Here is a 15482-nt window from a genome sequence, read left to right as displayed (position 1 = left end):
TCCGATCCGTTCAATCCTCGGTGCCGCCTCGCGACCGACACTGGACGACATGACTACAGTGAACCCCATTCCCGACGGATACCGGACCCTCACGCCGTACCTGGCGGTCCCGGACGGCGCCGCGGCGCTGGACTTCTACGTCGCGGGTCTCGGCGCGGTCGTCGTCGACCGCATGGACGCGCCCGACGGCACCGTCATGCACGCCGAGATCCGGATCGGCGACTCGATGCTGCAGCTGTCGAACGAGATGCCCGACTTCGGCCTCAAGGCGCCCGAGCGCGGCTGGGTGCACTCCTCCCTCGTCGTCTACGTCGAGGACACCGACGCGTTCGTCGCCCGGGCGGTCGACGCCGGGGCGACGTTGGTGACGCCGGTCGCGGACACCTTCTCCGGGGACCGGCACGGGGTGTTCCTCGATCCGTTCGGCCACCGTTGGGCCGTCTGCACCAAGATCGAGGACGTCCCGCCGGCGGAGGTGGCGCGACGTGCGCGAGAGCTGTTCTTCCCCGATCCCGTGTCCTGACGGCCGGCCGCTGGGCCTCTCCGCCGAAGTTTGTGGCAAAACCCTCACGGTGAGGACCGGCACTCTCTATCGTGACCAAGTTGGACCTACGTCCAGCTCTGGTGGCGGCGTCTCGTGCGCCGACCGCGCTCCGGTCCCCGACGAGAGAGCTCTTCATGGTGCCCACAACCGCTTCCGGTGGGTCCGGCGCATCCACGCGCCGCGCCCACGTCGTCCGCACGATCCTCGCCGTGCTGGTCATCGCGCCACTCGCGATCGCCGCCTTCTACATGTGGGCGCTGTGGAATCCCGGCGACACCGTCAACCGGCTGCCCGTGGCGATCGTGAACTCGGACGCCGGGGCGGACGTCGACGGCACCCGGATCGAGGCGGGTGACGAGGTGGTCGCGGCGCTGGTCGAGAGCGGGGACGTGAACTGGAAGGTGGTCACGCCCGAACAGGCCCGCGACGGCGTCGACGACGGCACCTACTACTTCTCGGTGGTGATCCCGGAGACGTTCAGCGCCGACGTCGCCAGCGCCGCGAGCGGGGCGGGCCGCAAGGCTCAACTCGACGTCGTCTACAACGACTACAACAGCCTGGTGGCGACGCCGGTCGGCGAGAGCGTCGTCGCGCAGGTGCGCTCGGCGGTCTCGGAGTCCATCGGCGAGCAGTCCGTCGACCAGGTGCTCGTCGGGCTCGGCGACCTCGGGAAGGGCATGGGCGAGGCCGCCACCGGCGCCCAGCAGCTCTCGAACGGCACGAAGGAGGCCCGCACCGGCACCGACCAGCTCTACGCGGGCAGCCAGGAGCTCTCGACCGGGCTCGGCGACGCCAACCGTGGCGGCCAGGAACTCGCGGCGGGTGCGGGGGAGCTGGCCACCGGTGCGGACCAGGCCGTGGCCGGCTCGGGCGAGCTGAGTGCCGGAATGAACCAGCTCGTCGGCGGCACCGACCAGCTCGCGGACGGCGCCCGGCAGATCAGCGAGGTCGTCGACATGGTGACCGGCCCGGTGCTGAGCATCATCGGCGAGCAGGGAGACATCGCGTCCCAGCTCGTCCAGCTGCGTGACGGTGCGCGCGAGCTCGCCCGTCAGCTCACCGACCCGACCGCCGACTACCGGGGCGGTCTGCTGGCCGCGACCGCCGGTGCGGCCGAACTGAACACCGGCCTCGGGCAGCTGTCCCAGGGCGCGCACCAGCTGAGCGCGGGCGCGAACGAGCTGTCGTCGGGTCTCGGTCAGCTCGACGCCGGCGGCATCCAGCTCCGCAACGGTCTGGGCGAGCTCGCCACCGGCATGGGGCAGCTCGACACCGGCAGCACCGAACTCGCGACCGGGTTGACCGAGGGCGCCGCGCAGGTTCCGCAGTTCGACGAGACCCAGCGGGCCACCACCGCGGGCCTGCTGGCGGCGCCCGTCGCGGTCGACGAGAAGTACGACTACCCGGCCGCCGGGTTCGGTCCGGGCGCCGTCCCCGCCGTCATGTCGGTGCTGCTGTTCCTGTGCGGCATCCTGATCTGGTTCATCGTCCGCCCGCGTCGCGGCCGACCCCAGCGTGTGCACGGCAACGTCGTCCGGGAGGGCGTGCGCCGCTACCGGATTCCCACGGCGGTGACACTGGTCGCCGCGCTAGTGGCATCGGCGGTGTCGCTCGTCGTCGCCGACGCCGACCCGCCGAGCGCGCTGGCGATGACCGCGGTCATGATCCTCGTCGGCGCCGCCGCGGTGGCCCTCGGCCGCCTCTTCACCGTCGTCTTCGGTCCGGTCAACGGCACGTTCCTGGCGTTGGGCGCGTTGATGATCCAGATCTTCGCGTTCGGTGCCGTGTACCCGATCGAGCAGATGCCGGCACCGCTGCAGTGGTTGCACGACCTCATGCCCCTGACGTGGGCCCGCAACGCGATGCGGATGGTCCTCGTCGGTTACTACGGGCCGCGCTTCTGGACCGCGGTCGCGGCGCTCGCCGCGCTGACCGTCGTCGCGGTCGGGTTCACCATCTGGTGGCGGCGCCGGCAGGAGCCCGCGGCCGACACCCCGCCGCCGTTGGACGATCAGCCAACCATCGAGATGCAGCCCGTCGGCTGACCGCAGCAGCATCAGGGCCCGGCCGAAGGAACGACCGGGCCCTGACGCTGTTCGGACCTACGAGGCGGCGCGCTCGGAGTCGTCGAGCGTGATCAGCGGGTAGACGCCGTTCTCGTCGTGGACCTCGCGGCCGGTCACCGGGGGATTGAACACGCACAGCATGCGCATCGGGGTGACCGGCTCCACCCGGTGGCGCTCGTGCCCGTTCAGCAGGTACATCGTGCCCGGCCGCAGTTGGTGCACCTCGCCGCTGTCGAGGTCGGTGAGGATGCCGTCACCCTCGACGAGCCACACCGCCTCGACGTGGTTCGCGTAGTGGAACTCGTTGACCGACCCGGCGCGGATCGTGGTCTCGTGGAACGAGAACCCGACGCCGTCGCCGGCGAGAACGATCCGCTTGCTGCGCCAGTTGCCGTCCTCACTGGTGATGTCGCGGTCGGTGTCGGTGATCTCGTCGGTGGTGCGAACGATCATGCTGTGTCTCCTCGGATCGTGGGTGCGGACGGCCGAGCGTCAGGCGAAGACCTTGGCGGTCGCCTCCGCCAGGATGCTCAGGCCGTGGTCGAGTTCGGCGTCGGTGATGGTCAGCGGCGGCAGCAGCTTGACCACCTCGTCGGAGGGGCCGGCCGTCTCGGCGAGCAAGCCGTCGTCGAACGCGAGCCCGCACACCTTCACCGCCATGCCGGGATCGTCGAACACGAGACCCTGCACCATGCCCCGGCCGCGGGTGCTCACACCCTCGAACGTGTCCGCGAGGTTGGCGAAGATCTGGTTGATCCGCTCGCCCTTCGCGAGCGTGGATCGGTGGAGAACGTCGTCGGACCAGTAGTGGTCGAGTGCCGCGGTCGCGGTCACGAAGGCCGGGTTGTTGCCGCGGAAGGTGCCGTTGTGCTCGCCTGGCGCCCACAGGTCCAGTTCCGGCTTGAACAGGGTCAGTGCCATCGGCAGGCCGTAACCGCCGATCGACTTGGACAGCGTCACGATGTCGGGGGTGATCCCGGCGACCTCGAACGAGAAGAAGGGACCCGTACGGCCGCAACCCATCTGGACGTCGTCGACGATCAGCAGGATGTCGTGCCGGGTGCACAGTTCGGACAGCGCGCGCAGCCATTCCGGACGCGCCACGTTGACCCCGCCCTCGCCCTGCACGGTCTCCACGATGACGGCGGCGGGGCGGTTGAGGCCGCTGCCGGAATCGTCGAGCACGCGCTCGAACCACTGGAAGTCGTCGGTGGCGCCGCCGAAGTAGTTGTCGAACGGCATCGGGGTGGCGTGCACGAGCGGCACACCGGCGCCGGCGCGCTTGAGCGAGTTGCCGGTGACTGACAGCGAGCCCAGCGTCATGCCGTGAAATGCGTTGGTGAAGTTGATGATCGATTCCCGGCCCGTGGCCTTGCGGGCCAGCTTGAGGGCGGCCTCGACGGCGTTGGTGCCCGTCGGACCGGGAAACTGGACCTTGTAGTCGAGGCCGCGCGGCTCGAGGACGGTGCGCTGGAAGCTCTGCAGGAACTCGCGTTTGGCAACGGTGGACATGTCCAGGCCGTGGGTGATGCCGTCGCCGGCGAGGTACTCGAGGAGCGCGCTCTTCATCACCGGATTGTTGTGTCCGTAGTTGAGGGCACCGGCGCCGGCGAAGAAGTCCAGGTACTCGCGGCCGGACTCGTCCCGCATCCAGGCGCCCGACGCCGACTCGAAGACGGTGGGCCAGTTCCGGCAGTAACTGCGGACCCCCGACTCGAGGGACTCGAAAATGCTGGTCTCGACAGTGGTCATGCGTGGTCCTTCCTCAGGAAACGGGCAGCGGCGAGATGGTGTAGAGATCCTCGGCCGTATGCCCGTCGGGAAAGTCGTTCGGATCGAACAGGTTTCGTCTCGTGATGGTGGATCCTCGCCGTCCCGCCACCGAGGTGAACAGGGCGATGGACGCGGTGTTGTCCGGGCTGATCGTGGTTTCGAGATTCCAAACGCCTTGGAGCGCAAGGCGGTCGAGGAGGGCGTTGAGCATCCTCCCGGCCATTCCCTGGCCTCGCTGCTCGATGTCCACCGCGACCTGCCACACGAACAGCGTGTTCGGGGCGTCGGGGCGGACGTATCCGGTCACGAATCCGACGACGTGGCCGTCGGCGGCGGCGACGATCGAGGTGTCCTGAAAGTCTCTGCACCACAGTAGGTATGAGTAGCTCGAATTGAGGTCGAGCACCTGTGAATCCTTGGCGATCTCCCAGAGCCGGACTCCGTCTGAGACCTGGGGCTTACGTAACTCCACCGCGTCCGGCGCGGTGGTTGGGGTAGTTCTCGTTTGTGTTGGCGTCATTGTTGTTGCCGTTCTTCGTGACTCGAACGTAACAACCACGTCGCCCGATTTCACGGATCGGTGGAAATCGGGCAGAGGAGACCCGGTAGCCGTGCAGGTGAGACGGTGAATGTGAGGCTGGTCACATCGTGTATCACTTGGGTGTGGCTAGAGCGAAGGGAAGGACAGAGGGCGCCCCTGCCCGACGCAGAGTCCGGGCCGCCATCGTCAGCGTCCAACCGGTGTCGGTGACCGCGTCGAGCAGCAGCACCGGACGGTCGATCCCGGACAGGTCCGGCTCCTCCCAGGCATCGGCCAGGCCCGCGACCCGGTACGCGGAGTTCGCGGCGGAGACCGGGGGATGGCCGGGGCGCTCGTGGAGAACACCCAGGTCGGACAGCCGCCCCACCTGTGCGAGTCGACCGGTGAGCGACCGCATCAGGAGCGGATGGGTGGGCGACTCCACGCACATGACCGCGCCCGGGCGTTCGGCCCAGTCCCACGCCGCGAGCACCGAGATGCAGGCGTCGACGATCGCATCCGGCACAGTGGCGTCGGGGCCGTCGAGCAGTGCGCGCAGGCGTTGTCCCCAACCCAGATCCGACAGTCGACCCAGCACGCGTCCGGGCTCCGGCCCGTCGGTGATCTTGCCGGACAGGCTGATTCCGAGCTTCGCCATGCCCGTCGGCCACTGCTTGCGCGGCGGCAGGTCGACTCCGGGTCGCTCGAGCCGGCGGCGGGTGTCGGCGACGGCGTCGGCGGCGACATCGGCGCTGTACTTCGGGCCGGCGCAGTTGTCGCAGCGTCCGCAGCGGCTGTCGCCGTCGAGTCCGGGATCGTCGAGTTGGCGGCGCAGGAACGTCATCCGGCACTCGTCGGTGCGCTCGTACTCGAGCATCGCCTGCTGTTCCGCCTCCCGCGCAACCTCGAGTCGGCCGTAGCGGTCGGCGTCGTACGTCCACGGCTGCCCGGTGGCGACCCAGCCGCCGCGAACGCGCCGGACGGCGCCGTCCACGTCGAGCACCTTCAGCACCAGTTCGAGGCGGGTGCGGTTCAGTTCGACGAGTGGTTCGAGCGCCATCGTCGACTGCGGACGTTCGGTGTCGAGGACGTCGATGACCTTGCGGACGATGTGCTCGCGCGGGAACGACACCGACGCGAAGTAGCTCCAGATCTGCCGGTCCTCGTGACCGGGGAGGAGCACCACCTCGGCACTGTCGGTGGATCGTCCGGCGCGACCGACCTGCTGGTAGTAGGAGATGGGCGACGACGGGGCGCCCAGGTGCACGACGAACCCGAGGTCGGGCTTGTCGAAGCCCATCCCGAGAGCGGAGGTCGCGACCAGCGCCTTGACCCGGTTGTTCAGCAGGTCGTTCTCGAGCACCTCGCGCTCGGCGGCGTCGGTCTGACCGGTGTAGGCGGCCACCTGGTGTCCACGGTCGGCGAGCAGGCTCGCGAGGTCGCGGGCGGCGGAGACGGTGAGCGTGTAGATGATGCCGGAGCCCGGGAGTTCGTCGAGATGCTCCGCGAGCCACGCCGCGCGCTGCGTCGCCTCCGCGATCCGTACGACCGACATGCTCAGCGAGTCGCGCTCGAGGGTGCCGCGCAGCACCAGCGTCTCGGCGCCGCCCACCCCCAGCTGGGTGGCGACGTCGGAGACCACGCGGTCGTTCGCCGTCGCCGTGGTCGCGAGCACCGGGATGCCCTCGCCGAGATCCTCGACGAGGGTGCGGATCCGGCGGTAGTCGGGACGGAAGTCGTGCCCCCAGTCGGAGACGCAGTGGGCCTCGTCGACCACGACGAGGCCGGCATCGGCGGCGAGGGACGGCAGCACCTGGTCCCTGAAGTCGGGATTGTTGAGCCGTTCGGGGCTCACCAGCAGCACATCCAGCTCGCGGGCCGCCACGCGCTGGTGGATCTCGTCCCACTCGGTGACGTTGCCCGAGTTGATGGTGGCCGCGCGGACGCCGGCCCGCTCGGCCGACGCCACCTGGTTGCGCATCAACGCCAGCAGCGGCGACACGATCACGGTGGGGCCGTGTCCGTGCGCCCGCAGCAGCTTCGCGGCGATGAAATACACGGCGGACTTGCCCCAGCCCGTGCGCTGCACGACGAGTGCCCGCCGCCGGCCCACGACCAGCGCCTCGATCGCCGTCCACTGGTCCTCACGCAGCCGGGCGTCCGGCCCCGCGAGTTCCCGGAGCAACCGTTCGGCCTCGTCGCGGAGATCTGCTGTGGTGGCGGTCGTCATGGGGTCCATCGTGCCCGAGGGGGCCGACAGGTCGGGCGGCGGTGGCCCGGGTCAGTGTGCGGGCGAGGTGTGGGTCCCGGCCGTCGTGCGGCCCATGTGCAGGATCGGGTACGGCCGCCCGTCGGCGTCGGTGGCCGAGCGGCCCAGGACGACGAATCCGTGGCGCTCGTAGAACCCGACGGCCTGCGGATTCTGCTCGTTGACGTCGAGGCGCAGATCCGGGTAGTCGGCGACCGCCCGACGCAGGAGCGCGGATCCCACGCCGTGACCGCGGTGCGTGTCGGCGACGAACAGCATCTCGAGGGAACTGCCCACCAGGCCTGAGAAGCCGGCGGGGGTGCCGTCGACCTCCGCCACGGTCACCTCGACTGCCGGCAGATAGTCGCTGACCATTCGGGACTCGTAGAAGACGACGTCCTCGGCGGTGAGGAAGTCGTGGGTGGCGTCGACCGCGCTGCGCCAGATACGGACGAGCGCCGGCCAGTCCTCCCTGCCACGGCACGCGCGCAGGACGGGGTCCGTCGATGAGCTCATGCAGTGGACCGTACGGATGGGTGCGGGTGGGTGCCAACCGGTTTTCGGCGTCAGCGGTCTGCCGTCAGCAGGGCGTCGATCTCGCTGCGCGTCGGCGAGGCGGCACTCGCGCCGGGCCGCGTCGTGGTGAGCGCGCCGGCCGCGCAGGCGAACGTCAGCGCCTCCCGGCGGCCGCGACTCCACGCCGAAGCGAGCGCGCCCGCGAAGGCGTCGCCCGCCCCGGTGGTATCGACCGCGTCGACGGTCGGGGAGTCGACGCTCAGCCGTTCGCCGTCCGGTCCGCGGTAGCGCGCGCCGGCGGCGCCCAGCGTCGTCACGACGTGCGGGACCGCCGCCAGCGCGTCCTCGCCGAGTTGCCGCTCCTCGGTCTCGTTGACGATCAGGACGTCGATCGATTCGAGCAGGTCGGACGGAAGTATCTGTGCCGGTGACGGATTGAGAATCACCGTCGTGCCCGAGCGAGACGCGTGCCGGGCCGCGGAGGTGACGGTGTCGAGGGGAATCTCCAGCTGGCACAGCAGGGCGTCGGCGTCGGCGATCGCCCGGAGTTCGTCGTCGGTGAGCGAGGTGACGCGGGCATTGGCGCCCGAGACGACGATGATCGAGTTCTGCCCGTCCCCGTCGACGGTGATCGCCGCAATCCCGCTGGGGCCGGACACTTCACGTAGCCGCTCGGCGTCGACCTCCGCGTCCACGAGCGCCTGCCGCAGGTCCAGCGCGAACGTGTCGTCGCCGACGGCGCCGACGAACACGACCTCCGCGCCGGCCTTCGCGGCCGCGATCGCCTGATTGGCACCCTTGCCGCCCGGCGTCGTGGTGAACGACGTCCCGAGGATCGTCTCGCCGGGAGCCGGCAGGCGCGGCGCGAAGGCGACCAGATCCATGTTGATGCTGCCGACGACGACCACACTGTTCTCCGCCATGCGCCGAGGGTAGTCGTTTCGACCGAATGTCACATCGGGTCAGTCCGACTGAAAGGATGTGACATTCGGCCGGGCCGCTCCGGCGTTCCGTTGGACACGTCGCAGCACCGCAACCGCCTCGGCTCGGGTCGAGACCGCCGGTGGGCTGCCCGCGAGGGGTCGGCGGGCGGTCTCCGGGACGAGGAGCACGGCGACACCGCCGAAGACCGCGGCGACCATCATGTACATCGGCGCGACGAGGTTGCTGCCGGTGGCGTCCTGCAGCGCGGTCAGCACCAGCGGTGTCGTGCCGCCGAAGAGTGAGACCGCGACGTTGTAGCCGATCGCCAGGCCGCCGTACCGGACGCGGGTGGGGAAGAGCGCCGGGAGCACCGACGGGAACACGCCGACGAACAGCAGCAGGAGCGACCCGAGGATCGCCAGACCGAGGAAGACAGTGACGTACTCGCCGACTCCGATGAGCAGGTAGGCGGGCAGCGATAGCAGGAAGAATCCCACGAACCCGGTGAGCAGCAACGGTTTCCGTCCCACCCGGTCGGACAGGCGGCCGACGTACGTGACGGCGACCATCATCAGCACCATCACCACGATCATCAGCACCAGGCCGTGCTTCTCGTCGTAGCCGAGGGTCGTCGACAGGTACGTCGGCATGTAGCTGAGCAGGCCGTAGTGCGCGATGTTGTACGTCGCGACGAGCACGATGCACAGCACAAGGGGGCGCCAGTTCGTCACGAGCGTGTCCCGCAGTCGCCCCGCGAGCGACTCGGACGACTCGACCCGTCGTTCCGACGCCTCGTGCTGTTGGAACGCCGGTGTCTCCTCCAGTCGGACCCGCAGGTACAGCCCGATCAGCCCGAGGGGCCCGGCGATCAGGAACGGGATGCGCCACGCCCAGTCGACGAGCGCCTCGGGGGTGACGACCGCCGAGATGAGCGTCACCAGGCCGGCCGCCGCGACGTACCCGGCCAGCGTGCCGAACTCGAGGAAGCTCGACAGGAATCCGCGCCGCTTGTCGGGCGCGTACTCCGCGACGAACGTGCTGGCGCCGCCGTACTCGCCGCCCGTCGAGAAGCCTTGCAGCAGCCGGAAGACGACGAGCAGGATCGGTGCGGCGATGCCGATCGCCCCGTAGCTCGGGATCAGCCCGATCGCGAAGGTGCTGCCCGCCATCAGGATCATCGTGGTGGCGAGGACCTTCTTACGTCCGACCCGGTCCCCGAGGGGCCCGAAGAGCAGGCCGCCGAGCGGTCGGACGACGAACGCCGCCGCGAAGATCGTGAACGTCGACAGCAATTGCGCCGTCCCGCTCGCCTCCGGGAAGAAGACCTTGCCGATCGTCGTCGCGAGGTAGGCGTACACGCCGAAGTCGAACCACTCCATCGCATTTCCGAGCATCGTGGCCTGGACTGCCCGCCGGACGGCGGCGTCGTCGGTCACGGTCACCTCGGAGGACGTGAGCACCGGATCGGTGACGGGGGTCGACGCGGGGTCCGTAGATGTCATCTCATGCGCTCCCCAGCGCGGTGCCGTCCGGGCGGGGCGCGTACCGGATGCACGCCACTTGTCGTCGCCCGCCCATCAGGCGTGCTGGTCGGGAACACTGTCCGCGGCCCTCTGGCTCTGTTCGGCCCCCACCGAACGGCTCTGGCACGCGGCACGCCCGATACGGGCAACCAGCGATAGCGTCGCCAACGTAACAGAGCTCCGGCGGCGTTGCCGGGGAACGAATGTCAGTACCGCGACGACGCCCGCCCGAGCATCGTGTAATAGCCGAGGCCGACCATGGCACCGAACACCGCACCCACCGCGAGGGCGATCCGGCCGGCGTCGGTGAAGAAGAGCAGCACGACGACGAGCGCCAGGAACGCCAACGCGATCCAGTTCGTGTAGGGCGCGCCGGGCAGTCGGTAGTCGGACGCCGGCAGTGCGCCGCGGTTGACGAAACGGCGGTACCGCAGGTGGCAGAGCAGGATGACGCCCCACACGAAGATGATGCCGATCGTCGACACCGAGGTGATGTAGACGAAGGCGCGGTCCGGCGACAGCACGTTGACGACCACGCCGATCACCATGACCGCCGCCGACATGGTGATGCCCGCGTACGGGACCTGGCGTCCGCTCAGCTTTCCCAGCGCGGCCGGTGCCTGGCGGCGCAGCGACAGGCTGCGCAGCATCCGGCCTGTCGAGTAGATGCCCGAGTTGCACGACGACAGCGCCGCGGTGAGCAGGACGAAGTTCATGATCCCGGCGGCGGCGGGAATGCCGATCTGCTCGAGCACCTCGACGAAGGGGCTCTTGCCGGCGTGGAAGTCCTGCCAGCTGGCTACCGACATGATCACGACCAGCGAGCCGATGTAGAAGAGGCCGATGCGGAACGGCAGGGTGTTGATCGCCTTGCGGAGCGTCTGTTTGGGATCCTCGGCCTCGCCCGCGGTGACGCCGACCAGTTCGACGCCCACATAGGCGAACATCACCACCTGCAGGGTCATCAGGGCGCTGCCGAAGCCGTTCGGGAACACACCGCCGTCATCCCACAGGTTCGTCACGGTGGGATCGGTGGCGTGACCGAAGCCGAGGGTGAGCACGCCGATGCCGATCAGGATCATGCCGAGGATCGCGGTGATCTTGACGGCCGAGAACCAGAACTCCGCCTCGCCGAACAGTTTCACCGAGATGAGGTTGGCGCTGAAGAGGACGACCAGGACGACGAGCGCGGTCAGCCACGCCGGCACGCTCGGCCACCAGTACTCGACGTACTTACCGGCGACGGTGATCTCGGCCATGCACGTGGCGGCCCACACCGCCCAGTACGCCCACCCCGTCGCGAAACCGAAGAACCGCCCGAGGAACTCCTCCGCGTACTCGGCGAAACTGCCGGAGATCGGCCGGTACGTGAGCAGTTCGCCGAGCGCCCGCATGATGACGAAGATCACCAGGCCGGCCGCCAGATAGACGAGGATGAGCGACGGCCCAGCCTCCTCGATGGCGCCGCCGGCACCGTAGAAGAGGCCGGTACCGATCGCGCCACCGAGCGCGATCATCTGCACGGTGCGGGCGTTGAGGCCGCGACTGTATCCCTCGGAGGGGGCTTGATAAATCGTCTCGCGTTGCGACACTGACTATTCCTTCGGCCGACGGCGCGTGGGCAGAACGATTATGCGCGCCCACCGGTCGCTAATCTGTAGATATGACTGCCGCGACGCACACCACACCGGCCGCCAGCGACTCCGGGGACACCCGCCAGGAGGTGCATGAGGCGGCCCGTCGCGCGCGCGTCGCATCGCGTGTCCTGGCGCTGCTGACCACCGCGCAGAAGGACGCTGCGCTGCACGCGGCGGCCGACGCGGTCGTCGCCGCCACCGACGCGGTCCTCGCGGCCAACGCGGAGGACATCGAGGCGGCCCGCGCCACCGGTACCGAGGAGTCCCTGCTCGACCGACTGCGGTTGACGGCCGCGCGTGTCGAGGGCATCGCGTCGGGTCTGCGTCAGGTCGCCGGCCTCGCCGACCCGGTCGGCGAGATCGTCCGCGGCTCGACGCTGCCCAACGGGCTCGAGATCCGGCAGGTCCGGGTCCCGCTCGGCGTGGTCGGCATGGTGTACGAGGCGCGTCCCAACGTCACGGTCGACGCCTTCGGCCTGGCCCTGAAGTCCGGCAACGCGGCCCTGCTGCGCGGATCGTCGTCGGCCGCCCGCTCCAACGCCGCGCTGGTGACCGTGCTCCGTGCCTCGTTGGCCGAGCAGGGTCTGCCCGAGGATGCCGTCCAGCTGTTGCCGAGCGCGGACCGCTCCAGCGTCACCCACCTGATCCAGGCCCGCGGGCTGGTCGACGTCGTCATCCCGCGCGGTGGCGCAGGCCTCATCAACGCGGTGGTGCGCGACGCGACGGTGCCGACCATCGAGACCGGTGTCGGCAACTGCCACGTCTACGTGCACGCCGCGGCGGACCTCGAGATGGCCGAGAAGATCGTCATCAACGCCAAGACCCGCCGGCCCAGCGTGTGCAACACCGCCGAGACGCTGCTGGTGGACGCCGCGATCGCCGAGACCGCGGTCCCCAAGCTGCTGGCCGCGCTGCAGATGCACAGCGTCACCGTCCACGGCGACCTCCCCGGCCTGGTCCCGGCCACCGAGGACGACTGGTCGGAGGAGTACCTGACCCTCGACATCGCGCTCAAGGTCGTCGACGGCATCGACGCCGCGGTCGAGCACATCGACCGCTACGGCACCGGCCACACCGAGGCGATCGTGACGTCGGATCTGTCCGCTGCGCGCGAGTTCACCGCGCGGGTCGATGCGGCCGCGGTTATGGTCAACGCCTCGACTGCGTTCACCGACGGTGAGCAGTTCGGGTTCGGTGCGGAGATCGGGATCTCCACGCAGAAGCTGCACGCCCGCGGCCCGATGGGCCTGGGCGAGCTCACCTCGACCAAGTGGACTGTCTGGGGAGACGGTCATACCCGACCGGCCTAGACGGCCCGAAAGGAGCGAGTGTGGACCGGGCACTGCCGACTGCACCGCCGCTGTTCGCGAGCGTCGACGACGTCGCCGAGCGTCTCGCCGCAACCGGATACCTCGCCGACAAGGCGACCGCGACCGCGGTGTTCCTCGCCGACAGGCTGGGCAAGCCGCTGCTGATCGAGGGTCCGGCCGGCGTCGGCAAGACCGAGCTGGCGCGCGCCGTCGCGCAGACCTCGGACGCCGAGTTGGTGCGGTTGCAGTGCTACGAGGGGGTCGACGAGTCCCGCGCGCTGTACGAGTGGAACCACGCCAAGCAGATCCTGCGTATCCAGACCGGGGCGAGCGGAGCGACGGGGAATGGACACGGCAGTGATCACGGCTGGGACGCGACCAAGCAGGACGTGTTCTCGGAGGAGTTCCTGCTGTCGCGTCCGCTGCTGACCGCGATCCGCCGCGAGGATCCGACGGTGCTGCTGGTCGACGAGGTCGACAAGGCCGACGTCGAGATCGAGGGTCTGCTGCTCGAGGTGCTCAGCGACTTCGCGGTGACGATTCCCGAGCTCGGCACCGTCACCGCGACCCGCAAGCCGTTCGCGGTGCTCACCTCGAACGCCACCCGGGAGCTGTCGGAGGCGCTCAAGCGTCGCTGCCTGTTCCTGCACCTGGACTTCCCGGACGCCGAACTCGAGCGCCGAATCCTCGCCAGCCGGGTCCCGGAGCTGCCCGAGGCGATCGCCGAGCAGCTCGTCCGGACCGTCAACGTGCTGCGCGCGATGCAGCTCAAGAAGGTGCCGTCGGTGTCGGAGACGATCGACTGGGGCCGCACGCTCCTCGCCCTGGGCCTCGACACCCTCGACGACGACGCGGTCCGCGCCACGATGGGTGTGGTGCTCAAGCATCGGGCCGATCAGCAGCGCGCCGCCGCCGAGCTGCGCCTCAACTGAGGGGACCGAGTCGATGGTCACCTCGCCCGCGCACCGTCGTGGAGGCCCGCCCGCGCCGTACGGCCTGCCCGGGCATCTCGTCGACTTCGTCGAGGCGTTGCGTCGACGCGGCATCGCCGTCGGCCCGTCCGAGACGGTCGACGCCGGTCAGGTGATGTCCGTGCTCGACCTGCTCGACCGTGAGGCGCTGCGCGAGGGGCTCGCGTGCGCGCTGCTGCGCCGCCCCACGCATCGCGCCACGTTCGACGCGCTGTTCGATCTGTGGTTCCCGGCCGGAGTGGGCCTGCGCGCTCAGAGCGCGGACGACGCCCCGACGATCCCTCGGACCCCGGACGGCGAGATCGACTTCGACGCGCTGCAGGAGTTGCTCGCCGAGCTGCTCTCCGACGACTCGCCGGAGGCGCTCGAACAGCTCGAGGCGGTCGTCGCGCAGATGGTCGAGGAGATCGGCCGGTACGACTCGGCCAACGGGCCGTCGTTCTCGGCGTACCAGGCGCTGCGCAACGTGGCGCCGGACAAGCTGCTCGAGAAGATCCTCTCCGGACTGCTCGGCAACCAGTCGCGCGAGGGCAAGCCCGGCGGCGACTACGCGTCCGAGGTGGCCAAGCGGGCTGCCCTGCAGCGGATCATGGACTTCCGGAAGATGGTCGACTCCGAGACGCGGCGTCGGTCGGCGGAGCAGATCGGCAAGGAACGCGTCGCGAACTACGGGGTGCCGAGGCTCGCCGAGGAGGTCGACTTCCTGCGGGCGTCCGACTCCGAACTCGTGGCCTTGCGGCGCAGCGTGACGCCGCTGGCACGGTTGCTCGCGAGCCGGCTGGCGGTGCGCCGCAGCCGCGCCCGTGCGGGCGCGATCGACCTGCGCCGGACCCTGCGCAAATCCATGTCCACGGGCGGGGTGCCGATCGATCTGGTGCAGCGCAAGCCGCGACCGGCCCGTCCCGAACTGGTCCTGCTGTGCGATGTCTCCGGATCGGTCGCCGGGTTCTCGCACTTCACGCTGCTGCTGGTGCATGCGCTGCGGGAACAGTTCTCGCGGGTGCGGGTGTTCGCGTTCATCGACACGACCGACGAGGTGACCCGTTTCTTCGACAGCGGATCGGATCTCGGCGTCGCCATGTCGCGGATGATCCGGGAGGCCGAGCTGATCACCTACGACGGCCACTCGGACTACGGGCACTCGCTGGGCGTGTTCGCCGAACGGTACGCGCACAGCCTCACCAGCCGCAGCTCGCTGCTGGTGCTCGGCGACGCGCGCAACAACTACCGCGATGCGGGGCTGCCGGCCCTCGAACATCTCGTCTCGGTCGCCAAGCACGCGCACTGGCTCAACCCGGAGCCCCGCGGCCAGTGGGGAACCGGGGACTCGGCCGCGCTCGTCTACAACGAGGTGATCGACATGCACGAGTGTCGATCGGCCCAGCAGCTCGCCGCGGTCGTCGCCGGTTTGCTGCCTGTGTGAATCGGCGCCCTGCGCCAGCCCGTAAGC

Annotated in this window: 13 protein-coding genes; 5 read left to right on the top strand and 8 right to left on the bottom strand. The window is 69.6% G+C overall.

What is annotated here, in order from left to right; genetic code table 11:
* Window positions 1–49: 49 nt before the first annotated feature.
* Window positions 50–523, top strand: coding sequence for a VOC family protein (locus ABTV10_RS16010; RefSeq protein WP_499028426.1), 474 nt, complete (start codon window positions 50–52; stop codon window positions 521–523).
* A 155-nt stretch (window positions 524–678) separates the two neighbouring features.
* Complete coding sequence (locus ABTV10_RS16005; RefSeq protein ID WP_499028424.1) at window positions 679–2589, top strand: YhgE/Pip family protein; 1911 nt, start codon at window positions 679–681, stop codon at window positions 2587–2589.
* Window positions 2590–2646: 57 nt separating this feature from the next.
* Here ABTV10_RS16005 and ABTV10_RS16000 read toward each other — a convergent pair whose 3' ends face one another.
* From ABTV10_RS16000 to ABTV10_RS15965, 8 genes are all read right to left on the bottom strand, one after another.
* Entirely contained in the window at window positions 2647–3063 is a 417-nt protein-coding gene (locus ABTV10_RS16000; protein ID WP_499028422.1) for an ectoine synthase, read from the bottom strand.
* Window positions 3064–3102: 39 nt separating this feature from the next.
* On the bottom strand, window positions 3103–4362 hold the full coding sequence (gene ectB / locus ABTV10_RS15995) for a diaminobutyrate--2-oxoglutarate transaminase (RefSeq protein ID WP_499028420.1): 1260 nt from the start codon (window positions 4360–4362) through the stop codon (window positions 3103–3105).
* Window positions 4363–4375: 13 nt separating this feature from the next.
* Window positions 4376–4957, bottom strand: a complete 582-nt coding sequence (ectA, locus tag ABTV10_RS15990; protein WP_499028418.1) for a diaminobutyrate acetyltransferase — start codon at window positions 4955–4957, stop codon at window positions 4376–4378.
* A 79-nt stretch (window positions 4958–5036) separates the two neighbouring features.
* Window positions 5037–7133, bottom strand: a complete 2097-nt coding sequence (locus ABTV10_RS15985) for a RecQ family ATP-dependent DNA helicase (protein ID WP_499028416.1) — start codon at window positions 7131–7133, stop codon at window positions 5037–5039.
* Window positions 7134–7184: 51 nt separating this feature from the next.
* The gene (locus tag ABTV10_RS15980) at window positions 7185–7667 is read right to left on the bottom strand and encodes an acetyltransferase (protein WP_499028415.1); all 483 of its coding nucleotides are present in this window, start codon (window positions 7665–7667) and stop codon (window positions 7185–7187) included.
* A gap of 50 nt (window positions 7668–7717) precedes the next feature.
* Window positions 7718–8590 (bottom strand): ribokinase, encoded by an 873-nt coding sequence (locus tag ABTV10_RS15975; protein WP_499028413.1) that lies wholly within the window; start codon window positions 8588–8590, stop codon window positions 7718–7720.
* 39 nt (window positions 8591–8629) lie between these two features.
* Entirely contained in the window at window positions 8630–10093 is a 1464-nt protein-coding gene (locus tag ABTV10_RS15970) for an MFS transporter (protein WP_499028411.1), read from the bottom strand.
* A 227-nt stretch (window positions 10094–10320) separates the two neighbouring features.
* Entirely contained in the window at window positions 10321–11706 is a 1386-nt protein-coding gene (locus ABTV10_RS15965; protein WP_499028409.1) for an amino acid permease, read from the bottom strand.
* A 71-nt stretch (window positions 11707–11777) separates the two neighbouring features.
* Between ABTV10_RS15965 and ABTV10_RS15960 the strand changes: the two genes are divergently transcribed.
* Genes ABTV10_RS15960 through ABTV10_RS15950 form a run of 3 tightly spaced genes read left to right on the top strand, consistent with a single transcriptional unit; the run spans window position 11778 to window position 15455 of the window.
* Entirely contained in the window at window positions 11778–13061 is a 1284-nt protein-coding gene (locus tag ABTV10_RS15960; protein WP_433605417.1) for a glutamate-5-semialdehyde dehydrogenase, read from the top strand.
* Window positions 13062–13081: 20 nt separating this feature from the next.
* Window positions 13082–13993, top strand: a complete 912-nt coding sequence (locus ABTV10_RS15955) for an AAA family ATPase (RefSeq protein ID WP_499028407.1) — start codon at window positions 13082–13084, stop codon at window positions 13991–13993.
* 13 nt (window positions 13994–14006) lie between these two features.
* Complete coding sequence (locus tag ABTV10_RS15950) at window positions 14007–15455, top strand: vWA domain-containing protein (RefSeq protein ID WP_499028406.1); 1449 nt, start codon at window positions 14007–14009, stop codon at window positions 15453–15455.
* Window positions 15456–15482 lie beyond the last annotated feature (27 nt).

This window comes from Paraburkholderia sp. RHO2, assembly GCF_050955445.1.
GTDB classification, from domain to species: Bacteria; Actinomycetota; Actinomycetes; order Mycobacteriales; family Mycobacteriaceae; genus Prescottella; species Prescottella agglutinans_A.
Note: the sequence above shows the minus strand (reverse complement) of the source record. Positions and strands in the feature narration are given on the sequence as shown.

Excerpts from the sequence above, each read along its gene's own strand:
- ABTV10_RS16000 (WP_499028422.1), bottom strand. The coding sequence starts at position 3,063 with ATGATCGTTCGCACCACCGACGAGATCACCGACACCGACCGCGACATC.
- ABTV10_RS15975 (WP_499028413.1), bottom strand. The coding sequence starts at position 8,590 with ATGGCGGAGAACAGTGTGGTCGTCGTCGGCAGCATCAACATGGATCTG.
- ABTV10_RS15980 (WP_499028415.1), bottom strand. The coding sequence starts at position 7,667 with ATGAGCTCATCGACGGACCCCGTCCTGCGCGCGTGCCGTGGCAGGGAG.
- ABTV10_RS15985 (WP_499028416.1), bottom strand. The coding sequence starts at position 7,133 with ATGACGACCGCCACCACAGCAGATCTCCGCGACGAGGCCGAACGGTTG.
- ABTV10_RS15970 (WP_499028411.1), bottom strand. The coding sequence starts at position 10,093 with ATGACATCTACGGACCCCGCGTCGACCCCCGTCACCGATCCGGTGCTC.
- ABTV10_RS15960 (WP_433605417.1), top strand. The coding sequence starts at position 11,778 with ATGACTGCCGCGACGCACACCACACCGGCCGCCAGCGACTCCGGGGAC.
- ABTV10_RS16005 (WP_499028424.1), top strand. The coding sequence starts at position 679 with ATGGTGCCCACAACCGCTTCCGGTGGGTCCGGCGCATCCACGCGCCGC.
- ABTV10_RS16010 (WP_499028426.1), top strand. The coding sequence starts at position 50 with ATGACTACAGTGAACCCCATTCCCGACGGATACCGGACCCTCACGCCG.
- ABTV10_RS15950 (WP_499028406.1), top strand. The coding sequence starts at position 14,007 with ATGGTCACCTCGCCCGCGCACCGTCGTGGAGGCCCGCCCGCGCCGTAC.
- ectB (WP_499028420.1), bottom strand. The coding sequence starts at position 4,362 with ATGACCACTGTCGAGACCAGCATTTTCGAGTCCCTCGAGTCGGGGGTC.